This window comes from Herbaspirillum sp. BH-1 (assembly GCF_002870055.1).
GTDB lineage: Bacteria > Pseudomonadota > Gammaproteobacteria > Burkholderiales > Burkholderiaceae_D > Herbaspirillum > Herbaspirillum frisingense.
In genome coordinates this window covers 14,586-28,023 of sequence record NZ_PKOI01000003.1, presented here as the reverse complement: position 1 = coordinate 28,023, position 13,438 = coordinate 14,586, and the positions used below count along the sequence as shown (strand labels likewise).

At 64.0% G+C, this 13,438-nt stretch carries 13 protein-coding genes; 7 read left to right on the top strand and 6 right to left on the bottom strand.

Features of this window, described 5'->3' with window-relative positions:
• Positions 1-26: 26 nt before the first annotated feature.
• Complete coding sequence (locus HBH1_RS05095; protein WP_102661849.1) at positions 27-920, top strand: LysR substrate-binding domain-containing protein; 894 nt, start codon at positions 27-29, stop codon at positions 918-920.
• Positions 921-946: 26 nt separating this feature from the next.
• On the opposite strand, the gene pgeF is transcribed toward HBH1_RS05095, so the two are convergent.
• Together pgeF and HBH1_RS05085 are read right to left on the bottom strand one after the other, a co-directional pair.
• Positions 947-1,693: a peptidoglycan editing factor PgeF gene (gene pgeF, locus HBH1_RS05090; protein WP_102661848.1), complete on the bottom strand. Its 747-nt coding sequence runs from the start codon at positions 1,691-1,693 to the stop codon at positions 947-949.
• A 30-nt stretch (positions 1,694-1,723) separates the two neighbouring features.
• On the bottom strand, positions 1,724-2,851 hold the full coding sequence (locus HBH1_RS05085) for an RluA family pseudouridine synthase (protein ID WP_102661847.1): 1,128 nt from the start codon (positions 2,849-2,851) through the stop codon (positions 1,724-1,726).
• Between the two features lie 113 nt (positions 2,852-2,964).
• On the opposite strand from HBH1_RS05085, the gene HBH1_RS05080 reads away from it, so the two are divergent.
• Positions 2,965-3,765 (top strand): outer membrane protein assembly factor BamD, encoded by an 801-nt coding sequence (locus HBH1_RS05080; protein ID WP_102661846.1) that lies wholly within the window; start codon positions 2,965-2,967, stop codon positions 3,763-3,765.
• A 107-nt stretch (positions 3,766-3,872) separates the two neighbouring features.
• On the opposite strand, the gene yaaA is transcribed toward HBH1_RS05080, so the two are convergent.
• Positions 3,873-4,649 (bottom strand): peroxide stress protein YaaA, encoded by a 777-nt coding sequence (gene yaaA / locus HBH1_RS05075; protein WP_102661845.1) that lies wholly within the window; start codon positions 4,647-4,649, stop codon positions 3,873-3,875.
• 247 nt (positions 4,650-4,896) lie between these two features.
• Here yaaA and HBH1_RS05070 point away from each other — a divergent pair, with 247 nt between their 5' ends.
• The 5 genes from HBH1_RS05070 (at position 4,897) to HBH1_RS05050 (ending at position 9,740) form a co-directional block, all read left to right on the top strand.
• A complete protein-coding gene (locus tag HBH1_RS05070) occupies positions 4,897-6,684 on the top strand; it encodes a methyl-accepting chemotaxis protein (RefSeq protein WP_102661844.1) in 1,788 nt (595 codons plus the stop codon).
• A 239-nt stretch (positions 6,685-6,923) separates the two neighbouring features.
• Positions 6,924-7,208: a hypothetical protein gene (locus tag HBH1_RS05065; protein WP_077238304.1), complete on the top strand. Its 285-nt coding sequence runs from the start codon at positions 6,924-6,926 to the stop codon at positions 7,206-7,208.
• Positions 7,209-7,220: 12 nt separating this feature from the next.
• Positions 7,221-7,748 (top strand): putative toxin-antitoxin system toxin component, PIN family, encoded by a 528-nt coding sequence (locus HBH1_RS05060; RefSeq protein WP_102661843.1) that lies wholly within the window; start codon positions 7,221-7,223, stop codon positions 7,746-7,748.
• Between the two features lie 63 nt (positions 7,749-7,811).
• Positions 7,812-8,969 (top strand): pyridoxal phosphate-dependent aminotransferase, encoded by a 1,158-nt coding sequence (locus HBH1_RS05055; RefSeq protein WP_102661842.1) that lies wholly within the window; start codon positions 7,812-7,814, stop codon positions 8,967-8,969.
• A gap of 78 nt (positions 8,970-9,047) precedes the next feature.
• Positions 9,048-9,740, top strand: coding sequence for a glutathione binding-like protein (locus HBH1_RS05050; RefSeq protein WP_102661841.1), 693 nt, complete (start codon positions 9,048-9,050; stop codon positions 9,738-9,740).
• 53 nt (positions 9,741-9,793) lie between these two features.
• On the opposite strand, the gene HBH1_RS05045 is transcribed toward HBH1_RS05050, so the two are convergent.
• The 3 genes from HBH1_RS05045 to HBH1_RS05035 all read right to left on the bottom strand — a co-directional run bounded on the left by HBH1_RS05045 (position 9,794) and on the right by HBH1_RS05035 (position 13,431).
• Entirely contained in the window at positions 9,794-11,668 is a 1,875-nt protein-coding gene (locus tag HBH1_RS05045; RefSeq protein WP_233207525.1) for a sensor domain-containing diguanylate cyclase, read from the bottom strand.
• 228 nt (positions 11,669-11,896) lie between these two features.
• Positions 11,897-12,352 carry a MaoC family dehydratase gene (locus HBH1_RS05040; RefSeq protein WP_077238303.1) on the bottom strand — a complete coding sequence of 152 codons (456 nt, stop codon included), beginning with the start codon at positions 12,350-12,352 and terminating at the stop codon, positions 11,897-11,899.
• 50 nt (positions 12,353-12,402) lie between these two features.
• A complete protein-coding gene (locus HBH1_RS05035; protein ID WP_102661840.1) occupies positions 12,403-13,431 on the bottom strand; it encodes a GGDEF domain-containing response regulator in 1,029 nt (342 codons plus the stop codon).
• Between the last annotated feature and the right edge of the window lie 7 nt (positions 13,432-13,438).

Genomic DNA, 13,438 nt, shown 5'->3' with positions numbered 1-13,438 from the left:
ACACTCCACACCACACCCTACACACCATGAGCAACCGATTCGAACTATCCGACCTGCGCCTGTTCCTGTACGTGGTCGAGAGTGGCAGCATCACCGCCGGCGCCACCCGCGCCCATATGGCACTGGCATCGGCCAGCGCCCGCATCCGCAATATGGAGGACGCCCTGGGCACGCCCCTGCTGGAGCGCGGCCGACGCGGCGTGCAGACCACCGATGCCGGGCGCGCGCTGGCCCACCACGCACGCATGATGGCGCAGCAGATGGAACAGTTGCGCGACGAACTGGGCCAGTACGCGCAGGGCCTGAAGGGGCATATCCGGCTGCTGTGCAATACCTCGGCCATGACCGAATTCCTGCCGGAAGTGCTGGCACGCTTCCTGGCGCTGCATCCGCATACCGATATCGAACTGGAAGAAAAACTGAGCTACGAGGTGGTGCAGGCCGTGGTAGACGGGGTGGCCGATGTCGGCATCATCGCCGACTCCACCGACAGTGGCCCGCTGCAGACCTATCCGTTTCGCCAGGATCACCTGGTGGCCGTGCTATCGAAAAAGCATCCGCTGGCCCGCCGCAAGTCGCTGGCCTTCAGCGAGCTGCTGGGTGAGGATTTCGTCGGCCTGTCCGGCGACAGCGCCTTGCAACAGCATCTCTCGGGCCACGCCACACGGGCCGGCCGACGGCTGCAATACCGGGTCCGGCTGCGCAGCTTTGACGGCATCTGCCGCATGGTCGAGCATCAGGTAGGCGTGGCGGTGATCCCGGAAACGGCGGCCCTGGCCAGCGCCGGCCACATGGATATCCGTGCCATCCCGCTCAACGACGGCTGGAGCCGCCGCCAGTTGCTGATCTGCGTACGCGGACTGGAAGGCATGCCGGGGCATACGCAGGAGCTGATCCAGGCCCTGCAACGCCATCCCTGACGGCGTGCAAAGCACGAGGACCGGAATTATTTCAGCCAGATCAGCGAGGCCATGCGGCCCGTGGTCTTGTCACGCCGGTAGGAGTAGAAGCGTTGGTCGGCGACCGTGCACAGACCACCGCCGCTGACGTCGTGCACCCCGACTGCGGCCAGGCGCTGGCGCGCCAGCTGATAGATGTCGGCCAGGTACTTGCCGGGGCGACCGGGATAGTCGCGAAAGGCGGCTTCAGCCTCTGGCTGCCGGGCCAGGAAGGCTTCCCGTACCTCGGCCCCGACTTCGAAGTTGTCCGGCCCGATGGCCGGCCCCAGCCAGGCCATGACATCGACCGCCCCACGCGCGCGCATGGCGGCCACGGTGCGCTCCAGCACGCCGGCCGCCAGCCCGCGCCAGCCTGCATGGGCTGCGCCGACCACGCTGCCGGCGCGATCGCAGAACAGCACCGGTAGACAATCGGCGGTCATCATCACGCACACCGCGCCGGGCGTCGTACTGATGCAGCCGTCGGCCTGCGGCTGCGCCGGCAAGTCGGCCGCATCCAGCACCTCCACCCCATGCACCTGGCTCAGCCAGGCCGGCTCCTGCGGCAGCAGGCGGCGCAGCAGCGCACGATTACGGGCCACCAGCAGGGGATCATCGGCCACATGCAGGCCCAGGTTCAGGCCAGGGCCACCATGTCCATCGTCGTAGGGAGCCGGGCTGTAGCCGCCGACGCGCAAGGTGGTCATGGCGCCCACGCCGGCAGGCGCCGGCCAGTCGGGAATCAGCAGCTCCATGGAGCGCCCTCCCCGGCCCGCCGGGGCCGCTCAATAGTCATCATCTTCGTCGTCATAGTCGCCGGCCACCGGATCGGGCTGGTCATCCATTTCGGGAATCACCGCCAGGGCCGGATCGATGCCGGCGCGCTGCAGCAGCGCCACGATGTCCTCCGGCAGCGGTGCGGCCCACTGGCGGAACTTGCCGCTACCCGGGTGGACCAGGCCGAGGCGACCGGCCAGCAGCGCCTGACGCGGGAACACCGGGATCAGGTGGTGCTTGCCATACAGCGCATCACCAACCAGGGCAAAGCCCAGCGACTGCAGGTGCACGCGGATCTGGTGGGTGCGTCCGGTTTCCAGGCGGCAATGCACCAGGCTCACCGGCTTGCGATCGATCTCGCCGGTGGCCAGGCGACGGTAATGGGTCACCGCCGGCTTGGCGCGCATGCTCTGCGATACCGCCATCTTGATGCGGTCACGCGGATGGCGCGCCATCGGCGCATTGATGGTGCCGGACAGCTGCGGCAAGCCCCACACCAGCGCCAGATACTGACGCTTCATGCTGCGCGCCTGTAGCTGTCGCACCAGATCGGTCTGCGCCGGCAGCGTCTTGGCCACCACCATCAGGCCGCTGGTCTCCTTGTCCAGCCGGTGCACGATGCCGGCACGCGGCACCTTGGCCAGCGCCGGGCAATGGTGTAACAGACCATTCAAGAGCGTGCCGCTCCAGTTGCCGGCAGCCGGGTGCACCACCAGACCAGCCGGTTTGTTGAGCACGATGATGTACTTGTCTTCATGCAGGATCTCCAGCGCCATGGCTTCGGGCGCATAGGGCTGATCGGCCGGGGCCGACTGCGGCGCCACCTCGACCAGCTCGTCGCCCAGCATGGTCATCTTGGCCTTGGCGGGGGCACCATCGACGGTGACGTGACCGTCTTCAATCCATTGCTGGATGCGGTTGCGGGAAAATTCGGGCATGAGGCCGGACAGGACCTTGTCCAGCCGCTGGCCGATGACTTCATCGCCCAGGCGCAGGCTCAGGGGCTCCAGGCCAGAGCTGCCATCGTCGTCGGCAGCGGCCTGGCCGTTATCGTCGTCGAAAGCCTCCTCGGCGGGGAGGTCGGGGGTCATTGGCGTATCGCCATTTGTAATCGGAAGGGGTTTCTTACGTGACATCAGCTATAATCGCCGGATCGGGTTGATTGTATTTCGGGTATCGATGCAGCCGGCTCGGGTAGGCGCACAGCGCCATGCACAACTGATAAGTCCCAGACAAGCACACAAGAGTCATGCACAAAATCTTATTGAAGTTCTTCATCATCGGTTTTGCCCTCTCGCTCACCGCCTGCGGCCTCTTGCCGGAGCAAAAGGATGAGACGGTCGGCTGGTCTGCCTCGAAATTATACTCGGAAGCCAAGGACGAACTGAATGCCGGTGGCTACGAGAAGGCCATCAAGTACTTCGAGAAGCTGGAATCGCGCTACCCCTTCGGTACCTATGCGCAGCAGGCACAGATGGACATCGCCTACGCCTACTACCGCCAGAACGAGCAGGCGCAGGGCCTGGCGGCGGTGGATCGCTTCATCAAGCTGCACCCCAACCATCCCAACGTCGACTACATGTACTACCTGCGTGGCCTGATCAATTTCAATGATCGCACCAGCATCTTCGACACCTTCACCGACCAGGACAACACCGAGCGCGATCCCAAGGCCATGCGTGACGCCTTCGACTCGTTCAAGCTGCTGGCAGAACGTTTCCCGGACAGCAAGTACACCCCGGACGCCCTTGCCCGCATGAAATACCTGGTCAACGCCATGTCCCAATACGACGTCCACGTAGCCAACTACTACTACCGCCGTGGCGCCTACGTATCGGCCGCCAACCGCGCGCAGGGTGCCATCAAGCAGTATCCGGATTCGCCCGCCAACGAAGAGGCGCTGTTCATCCTGATGCGCTCCTATGAAGCCCTGGGACAGACCAAGCTGAAGGAAGATACCGAACGCATCATCCAGGCCACCTATCCCAACAGCCCCTGGTACACCGGTGGCCCCAAGCAGAAGGCCAAGCCCTGGTGGAAGGTCTGGTAAGCCAGCTTCACCCCATATAAAAAAACCCTCGCCATGCAGATGGCGAGGGTTTTTTGTTTGCTTGACGTTTCCATCAGGCAAGGCGCTGAGCCCTGCCCGGCTGCAGTTCAGCCCTCCAGACGACGGCGGAAGACCCAGTTCTTTTCGTTGGAAGCCTCGGGCGCGAAGGCATAGCCTTCCAGGTCGAAGGCCTTGAGCTTCTCCGGCTGGTTGATATTCTTCTGCGCCGCATAGCGCGCCATGAGTCCGCGTGCGCGCTTGGCGTAGAAGGAAATGATCTTGTACTTGCCGCCCTTCCAGTCCTCGAACACCGGCGCGACCACCTGCGCCTTGAGCAGCTTGGGCTTGACCGACTTGAAGTATTCGTCCGAGGCCAGGTTCACCAGCACCGGCGTCTTCTGCGCGGCCAGTTCTTCATTGAGGGCATCGGTGATCTCGCTGCCCCAGAAGGCGTAGAGGTCCTTGCCGTTGGGATTGGCCAGCCTGGTCCCCATTTCCAGGCGATACGGCTGCATCAGGTCCAGCGGACGCAGCATCCCGTACAGGCCGGAGAGAATGCGCACATGGTTCTGCAGGTAATCCAGCTGCTTGCCATTGAGCGATGCCGCATCCAGGCCCTCGTAGACGTCACCATTGAAGGCCAGCACGGCTTGCTTGGCATTCTTCGTGGTGAACTTGCGCGACCAGCTTGCATAGCGGTTCACATTGAGCACGGACAACTGATCGGAAATTCCCATCAGGCTGCCGATCTCAGCCGGCGAGAGCTTCTTGAGCAATTCGATCAGCTCGGCCGAGCGCGGCACAAAGGCCGGCGTGGTATGCACATCGGTGGTCGGAGGCGTGTCGTAGTCCAGCGACTTGGCGGGAGACAAAACAATCAGCATGAGGCGGTTATCCAATGATCAGGTTGGGACAAGATGGCCGCCATGATACCGAAAGCGCGGCCCTTGCGCCCGCGCCCTCCTCCAAGTTCCGCCGAAGCGGCAATATGCGCCGCAAAACACTGGTTATTGCCGCTTTGATCTGACAAGGCAGGCTCCTAAACTGCATGAGCCAACCCTGCAGGCAAGGGTCGATCCGTCATCCGCATCCGGTGCTCCACCACCGCCATTCCAAGACCAAGGACACGCCATGAAATGGTTCTACGATCTGCGCATCGCCCGCAAGCTGATGCTGACCTTTGCCGCCATCCTGCTCCTGACCGCCGTGCTGGGGGTGTTTTCCATCGTGCAGCTCTCACGGGTCAACGACGCCTCCACCGAAATCGCCACCAATTCCCTGCCCAGCGTGCGCTACCCGCTGGAGGCCAAGGTCGCTCTGGCGCGCATCCGCACGATACAGTTGCAACACATGCTGCCGGGCAACGAGGGCAACGTGGAGAGCAATGAAAAAACCATCGGCGGCCTCTTCACCGACCTGGCCAGGATCCTGGACAAGTACGCGCCCCTGGTCAATTCGCCCGAAGAGAAAACCAACTTCGATGCGATCAAGGCCGATCAGGCCATCTTCACCAAGATGCATCAGGAGATCGCCACCCAGGTGCGCGCACAAAAGATCGACGACGCCCGCGAACTGCTGATCAAGCAAGCGACCCCGGTCTACCTGCGCCTGTTTGCCGCCCTGGACAACGCGGTCAACATCAATGTCAAAGGCAGCGAGGAAACTGATCAGGAAGCCCAGGACCGCTATGAAAGCTCGCGCATCATGATCGGCGCCCTGCTGGCCGCCTGCATCGGCCTGGGAATGTTGCTGGCGACCTGGGTGGCACGCATCGTCTCGCGTCCGCTGCAGGATGCCATGCACGTGGCCGAACGCGTGGCCGAGGGCGACCTGACGGTCGAGATCAAACCCGCCGGAGCCGACGAGACGGGCCACCTGATGCGCTCGCTCAAGGCCATGAACGACAGCCTGCTGCGCATCGTCACCCAGGTCCGCGAAGGCACCGACACCATCAACACCGCCTCCCGCGAGATCGCCACCGGCAACCTGGACCTGTCCACCCGTACCGAGCAGCAGGCCAGTTCGCTGGAAGAAACCGCCTCGGCCATGGAAGAGCTGACCTCGACCGTCAAGCAGAACGCCGACAACGCCCGCCAGGCCAACCAGCTGGCGCACTCGGCGTCCGACGTGGCCACCCAGGGTGGCAGCGTGGTGTCGCAGGTGGTCGATACCATGGGCGCCATCAACGATTCCTCGCGCAAGATCGTGGAAATCATCAGCGTGATCGACGGCATCGCCTTCCAGACCAATATCCTGGCCCTGAACGCCGCCGTGGAAGCGGCCCGCGCCGGCGAGCAGGGGCGCGGCTTCGCGGTGGTGGCCTCGGAAGTGCGTTCCCTGGCGCAGCGATCGGCCGCCGCAGCCAAGGAAATCAAGATGCTCATCGACGATTCGGTGGCCAAGGTCGATACCGGCAGCAAGCTGGTCGAAACTGCCGGCAGCACCATGACCGAAGTGGTGGCCAGCGTGCGCCGTGTGACCGACATCGTGGGGGAGATCACTGCCGCCAGTTCGGAGCAGAGCGATGGCATCGAACAGGTCAACATCGCCATCACCCAGATGGACGAAGTGACCCAGCAGAACGCCGCGCTGGTCGAACAAGCCGCCGCCGCGGCCGGCTCGCTGCAGGAACAGGCCGTCCGCCTGACCGAACTGGTCAGCGTGTTCAAGCTCAAGCCCGACCTCTCCGGTCATGCGCCTCGCTCCACCCGTGCAGCCGGCGCGGTCAGCCGTGCGGCTGCACCTGTCACGGCCAAATCGCCGCCAGCCGCCCGCCCGGCATCCTCCCCGGCCATCGCGCGCGCCCCTGTGGCCGCGGCTGCTGCCGCACCGGCCCTGCCGGCGCGCAAGAGCGAAGCTGCCGCCTCGCGCAGCAACAAGGTGGAGACCGGCAATGATTCAGATTGGGAACAGTTCTGAGCGGCAGCACGATGGCGGCCGGGCCGCCATTCAAGTTCTGCAACATTCTTGCCGTAGATCAATGGAGTAGCCGCCGCAGGTAACCGCAGCAAGGACCAGCAAGGTGCATTACGCCGGCACTTCGGCAGCCAATCGCTGTCCATGTTGACAGTGGCGGCGGCCTGCGCATGCGCTGCAGGCCGCCGCTGCAGGCCAGCACTGTAGGCCACTATGCATTGATCACCGGCAAGGAGGACGACATGAAACGAGACAAAGCCCTGATGGGCGAAATCCTGAAGCAGCTGGCATCCTTCGGCACCCTCTACGGCGACGTCGAGAAGATCCAGAGTGCCCTCCCCGGCCAGGTGGCGCCCGAGGTCATCCTGCATCATCTGCGCCTGCTCTATGACCGCGGGCTGGCAGCGGTGGACATGCATAATTTCTGGCGCGTCACCGATCAGGGGTATGATGCGCTCGAATCTGGCGGCGAGCTCTTCAGCAAGCAGGAAGCGCCGCTCCCCGGCCAGCGTGGCATCGACAACTAGCTTTTCCATTCAATGAGCAATCCGGCAACACACCCTCTCCCTTCTCCGCTTTCTTCAGAACCCGCTGCCACCCTGGCTACCGCCTCCCCCGACGGGCGCCAGCGGCTGGTACTGGACACCAATGTCTGCCTGGACCTGTTCGTGTTCCGCGACCCGCGCTGGGCGGCTCTGCAGCAGGCGCTCGAAGACGGCAGCGTGGAGGCCTACACCCGCGAGGACTGCCGCAATGAATGGCTGGCGGTGCTGGACTATCCCCACCTGCCGGTCACGCCCGAGAACAAGCCGTCTATCTGCGCCGAATTCGACCGCCTGCTGCAGTGCCTGCCTCTGGCCGAGGTCAATACCTTCGGCCTGCCCGTCTGCACCGACCGCGACGACCAGAAATTCCTGGAACTGGCCCTGCAGTGCCGCGCCCACGTGCTGGTGAGCAAGGACAAGGCCGTGCTCAAGCTGGGCAAGCGCACCCTCAAGCGTGGCATGTTCGCCATCGTGCAGCCCCAGCACTGGCGGCCGGATGCCTTCCTTGCGATGCCTGCCTGAACCGGTCGGCGAATGCGGCTAGAATAACGGGCTTGCGATCATCACAAGAACGAGCCCGCTGCAATGAGCACCCCCACTATCGTCACCAAGCTGCCCAAGGTCGGCACCACCATCTTCACCGTCATGTCCGCACTGGCCTCCGAAAAGGGCGCAGTCAACCTGGGACAAGGCTTCCCCGATTTCCATTGCGACCCGACGCTGGTCAACGCGGTCACCCAGGCCATGCAGGACGGCCTGAACCAGTACCCGCCCATGGCCGGTGTGCTGCCGCTGCGCGAGGCCATTGCCTACAAGGTCGAGCAGCTCTACGGGCATCGCTACGATCCGGTCTCCGAGATCACCGTCACCGCCGGCGCCACCCAGGGCATCCTGACCTCGGTACTGTGCGCGGTGCATGCCGGCGATGAAGTCATCGTCATCGAACCGGTCTACGACTGCTATGTACCGGCCATCGAACTGGCCGGTGGCGTGCCGGTGTTCGTGCAGATGGAAGTGGGCGCGGCCGGCTACAGCATCCCCTGGGACAAGGTCAAGGCCGCAGTCACCCCCAAGACCCGCATGATCATGGTCAACACGCCCCACAACCCGACCGGCAGCGTCATGCGCGCCGCCGACGTGGCAGCCCTGGCCGATATCGTGCGCGGCACCGACATCCTGATCCTCTCCGACGAAGTCTACGAGCACATGGTCTACGACGGCCAGCCGCATGAGTCCCTGGCGCGTCACCCCGAACTGGCCGAGCGCAGCTTCATCAATTCCAGCTTCGGCAAGACCTACCACGTCACCGGCTGGAAGGTCGGCTACGTGGCCGCACCCGCCGCCCTGACGGCCGAATTCCGCAAGGTGCACCAGTTCAACGTGTTCACCGTCAATACCCCGGTGCAATACGGGCTGGCGGCCTACATGAAGGACCCGGCGCCCTACCTGGACCTGCCGGCCTTCTACCAGAAGAAGCGCGACCTGTTCCGCGCCGGCCTGGCCGCGACCCGCTTCGAACTGCTGCCTTCGCAGGGCACCTATTTCCAGTGCGTGAAGTACGGCGCCATCTCGGACCAGCCCGAAGCCGAGTTCTGCAAGTGGCTCACCACCGAGATCGGTGTGGCCGCCATCCCGGTCTCGGCCTTCTACAACACGCCACGCGAATCCGGCATCGTGCGCTTTTGCTTCGCCAAGAAGGACGAGACCCTGCAACTGGCGCTGGATCGCCTGGCCAGTCTGTAAATCCTTTATCTCTTTTATAGCATTAGCGCATCGCCCGGCATTGCCCGGGCTCCACCCCGACACCTACTGAGGACATCCATGATCGACGTATACAGCTGGGCCACCCCCAACGGCCACAAGGTCCACATCATGCTGGAAGAATGCGGCCTGCCCTACACCGCGCACGCCATCGATATCGGCGCCGGCGACCAGTTCACGCCGCAGTTCCTGAAGATTTCGCCCAACAACAAGATCCCCGCCATCGTCGATCCCGATGGTCCGGACGGCCAGCCGATCTCGCTGTTCGAATCCGGCGCCATCCTGATCTACCTGGCCGGCAAGACCGGTCGTTTCCTCGGCGAGACCGATCGCGAAAAGTATGAAGTGCTGCAATGGGTGATGTTCCAGATGGGTGGCCTGGGGCCGATGCTGGGGCAGGCGCACCACTTCCGCATGTATGCCCCCGAACAGATCGAATACGCCGTCAATCGCTACACCAACGAAGCGCGTCGCCTGTACCAGGTGATGGACAAGCAACTGGGCCAGCATGCCTACCTGGCCGGCGAGCAGTACACCATTGCCGATATCGCCTGCTTCCCGTGGACCCGTTCGCACAAGAACCAGGGCATCGATCTGGCGGATTTCCCCAACGTCAAGCGCTGGTTCGATGCCATCAGCGCCCGTCCGGCCGTGCAACGCGGCGTGAGCGTGCTGGCCGACAAGCGCAAGCCGCTGCAGGATGACAAGGCCCGGGAACTGCTCTTCGGCGCCAGCCAGTACCAGAAACGCTGAACACTGGGCACGGGGCACCGGACACTGAACCCTCAGCACCACGGAGCTGGCGCTCAGCCCCGTGGTACGCAGGCCAGGGGCGCGAATTCGAAGCGGTTGCGCCCTCTTTCCTTGGCGCGATAGAGGGCGTCGTCACTGGCCCGCAAGACCTGCTCCTGGCCGGCGCTGTCGGCCTGCATCAGGGCGATCCCGATGGACAGCGTCACCTCCACCTTGCGTCCGTCATGCCATAGCGGCTGGCCGGCAAAGCAGTTTTGCAGACGCGTCGCGAATTCGGCCGCAGCCTGCAGGTCCACCCCCGCCAGGAGCACGGCAAACTCTTCCCCACCCAGCCGCCCGGCGGCATCGGTCTTGCGCAACTGGCTCATGAGCACGCCGGCAAAGTGCTTGAGCACCTGGTCCCCCACGGCATGTCCCAGGCTGTCATTGATGCGCTTGAAATGATCCAGATCGCACATCAGCACCGCCGCCGTGCCGGCGATGCCGCGCTGGATGCGGTTGTACTCCTCCAGCAGCCGCTGCATGAAATGACGACGGTTGGGCAATTGCGTGAGGTAGTCGGTCAGGGCGAATTCCTGCAGTTCGAGCTCGATGGCCTTGCTCTGGCTGATGTCGCTGATGAAGCCATGCCACAGGATGGTGCCATCGGCCAGCCGCCGGGGCCGGGCTTCACCGCGCAGCCAGCGCACGCACTGGCCCGGTGGCATGACCCGGAACTCCAGTATCCAGTGTGAGGCACCGGCCAGCACCGCCTGGCGCGCCGCTTCGTAGAGCGGCATGTCTTCCGGATGGATCACGCTCTTGATCACCGTCGGCGACTCCAGCAGTTGCTGGGGCGTGAGGCCATAGGTCTCGCGCGCGCCCTCACTGACATAGGTGAAGTACCCGCGCCCGTCCGGTGGCACCTTGAACTGGAACACCATCCCGGGAATCTCGTGGGTCAGGTAATCCAGCATGCGGCTGCTCTTGGCCAGCTTTTCGGTCAGGCTCTTGATCTCGGTGATGTCGGTAGTGGTACCGATCATGCGTAGCGCATTGCCCTGGGCATCGCGGGCCACCACCTTGCCGCGACTGCAGATCCACTTGTAGCTGCCGTCGCGGCAGCGGATGCGGTGCTCCACCTGGTAGTTGTCGGAGCGCGATTCGAAGTGCTGGCGCACGGTCTCCTGGACATAGGCCAGGTCATCCGGGTGGATGCGCTGGTAGGCGTCCTCCAGGTGACTGGAGAGCTCCCAGTCCTCGTATCCGAGGATGGCTTTCCAGCCGCGCGAATAATACATCTCGCCAGTGACGGCATTGCGGTCCCAGATGCCGGTACCGCTGCCTTCGATGGCCAGCGCCATGCGTTCGTCGGCCATCCCGGGCGGCTCGCCCTTGACCCGTACATGCACCGGCACCAGCGAACGCTCGATGGCCAGCATGGCCATCGATACCGCCGCCCCGACACTGTCGCGGTAGCCCTGATCGCGCTCCACACTGTCATCGACCGCCGCCTGCCCTTCGGCGCAGACCACCAGCACCCCCGCCACTTCCCCGGCGAAGGAGCGCAGCGGCAGCATCTCCCGCAGCCGCAGGCCGTACGGTGCGCCCAGCGCAGACAATCCACTCCAGAAACCGGGGGTGTCAGGATCATCCACCTCCAGTGCCGTCACCTCGGCCAGGAAGGCCGGCGCCATGCGTGGTGCGGCCCCTATGCGCATGCGGCGCGCCTGGGCGTCGAACAGGAAGATCGCCAACATGCGCTGTGGGGTGGCGCAAGAAAAACCGCTGGCGATGCGATCAAGCAACTGATCCAGCGGTGCGCCGCGGGCGATATAGGAGAGCGTGAGGTGATTGAAGGCGAGCGCCTTGCGCGCAAAGTCGCAATCGCGGTTGTGCTCGGCGGCAACGGCGGCCGCGTCCTTATTTGGCGTTGGTTCTGGCATCATGAAAGCATGTTCGGCTATGACTTGGCGGATCGACCACCGGCCGTGCCGGCCACCCGGAAGGGACGCCGTATCAGGCTTTTACCTTAGCACCATACGCGAGCAAGTTGCACGGAAATCAATCCTGACCACGCAATGCGATGCGTCCAGGCGACAAAGCAGGTGAGCTTCTGCGAGAAAGCAGACAGGCCGCATCAAGGAAAGCGAGCCAGAGGCGGAGCGGTCATCGGGTCAATAGCAGCGCACGAGAAATTCAGCCACGCACACCGGCTTTTCCAGCCCCTCGCACTGCACCGTGATCTGCCAGGTGAGCTGCAGGCCACCCGGGACTTCCTCCACGGCCTGCAGTGTGATGAGGCCGCGCACCTGGCGCCCCACCGGCAGCGGTGCCGGGAAACGTACCCGGTTCAGACCATAGTTGAGCAGCATACGCACCTCGGGGCCCATGCTGATGGATTCGGACAGCATCCGTGGCAACAAGGCCAGCGTCAGGAAACCATGCGCGACCGTGCCGCCAGAGGGCAATTCCCGCGCCGCACGCGCCGGGTCGACGTGAATCCATTGGTGGTCGCCGGTGGCATCGGCGAAGCGGTCGACCTGCTCCTGGGTGATGGTGATCCACGCGCTGGTGGCCACTTCCTGGCCGGCCAGCGATTTCAGTTCTTCCAGGCTGGCGATGCTGCGCATGCTGGTCTTCTCCTTGTTGTCGTCATCGGGGGGACTACGTCGGCGCTCGCTCAGCCATCCTGCCAGACCACACGGTTGCGCCCCTGCTGCTTGGCCAGGTACAGGCGGCGATCGGCCATCTCGATCAGTTCACTGATGTCCTGCGCCTGGCCCGGGACCACGCAGGCCGCGCCCACGCTGACGGTGAGCCAGGAACTGACATTGGAGCGTTCATGCGCGATCTGGTTCGCCTCGATCAGCTGACACACCTTGTGGGCGATGGTCTGCGCGCCTGCCAGCGGCGTGCGCGGCAGGATCATGGCGAATTCCTCGCCACCGAAACGGGCCGACAGATCGGCCGGCCGCTGAATGCTGTTGTCCAGCGTCTGCGCCACCCGGCGCAGGACGGCATCCCCGGCCACGTGACCGTAGGTATCGTTGAAGAGCTTGAAGAAATCCACGTCGATCAACAGCAGCGACAACTCCAGACCGTCGCGCCGCGCGCGCCGCCATTCGGCGGCCAGATAATCATCGAAATAGCGGCGGTTGGCGATACCGGTCAGGCCATCGGTATTGGTCAGGCGCTGCAGTTCGAAATTGGTCTTCTGCAACTGCTGCTGGCTCTCGCGCAGTGCCCGATAGGCGGCGTCGCGCTGCAGCAGGTTGATGTAGGAGCGCGAGTGGTAACGCAGGCGCGCCACCAGTTCGATCACATCCGGCAGCTTGACCATGTAGTCATTGGCGCCGCCGGCAAAGGCATCGCGCTTGATCTCCGGATCGTCACGCGAGGACAGCACGATGATCGGCACATTGGCCAGGACGGCGCTGGCGCGATACTGGCGCACCAGCGTCATGCCATCCACGCCCGGCATCACCAGATCCTGCAGGATCACGGTGGGACGGGTCTTCTCCGCCACCGCCAGCGCCTCCTCGGCGCGGGTGCAGAAATGGAAATCGATGTGCTCTTCGTTGAGCAGGGCGCGGCGGATCGCCTCGCCCACCATGGCCTGGTCGTCCACCAGCAGCACCATGATCTTGTATTCATCGCTCGGTGGCACGGAGCCGCCGGTCTGGATGTCGGTCGGTTGCACCGAGCTCATTGTTTCT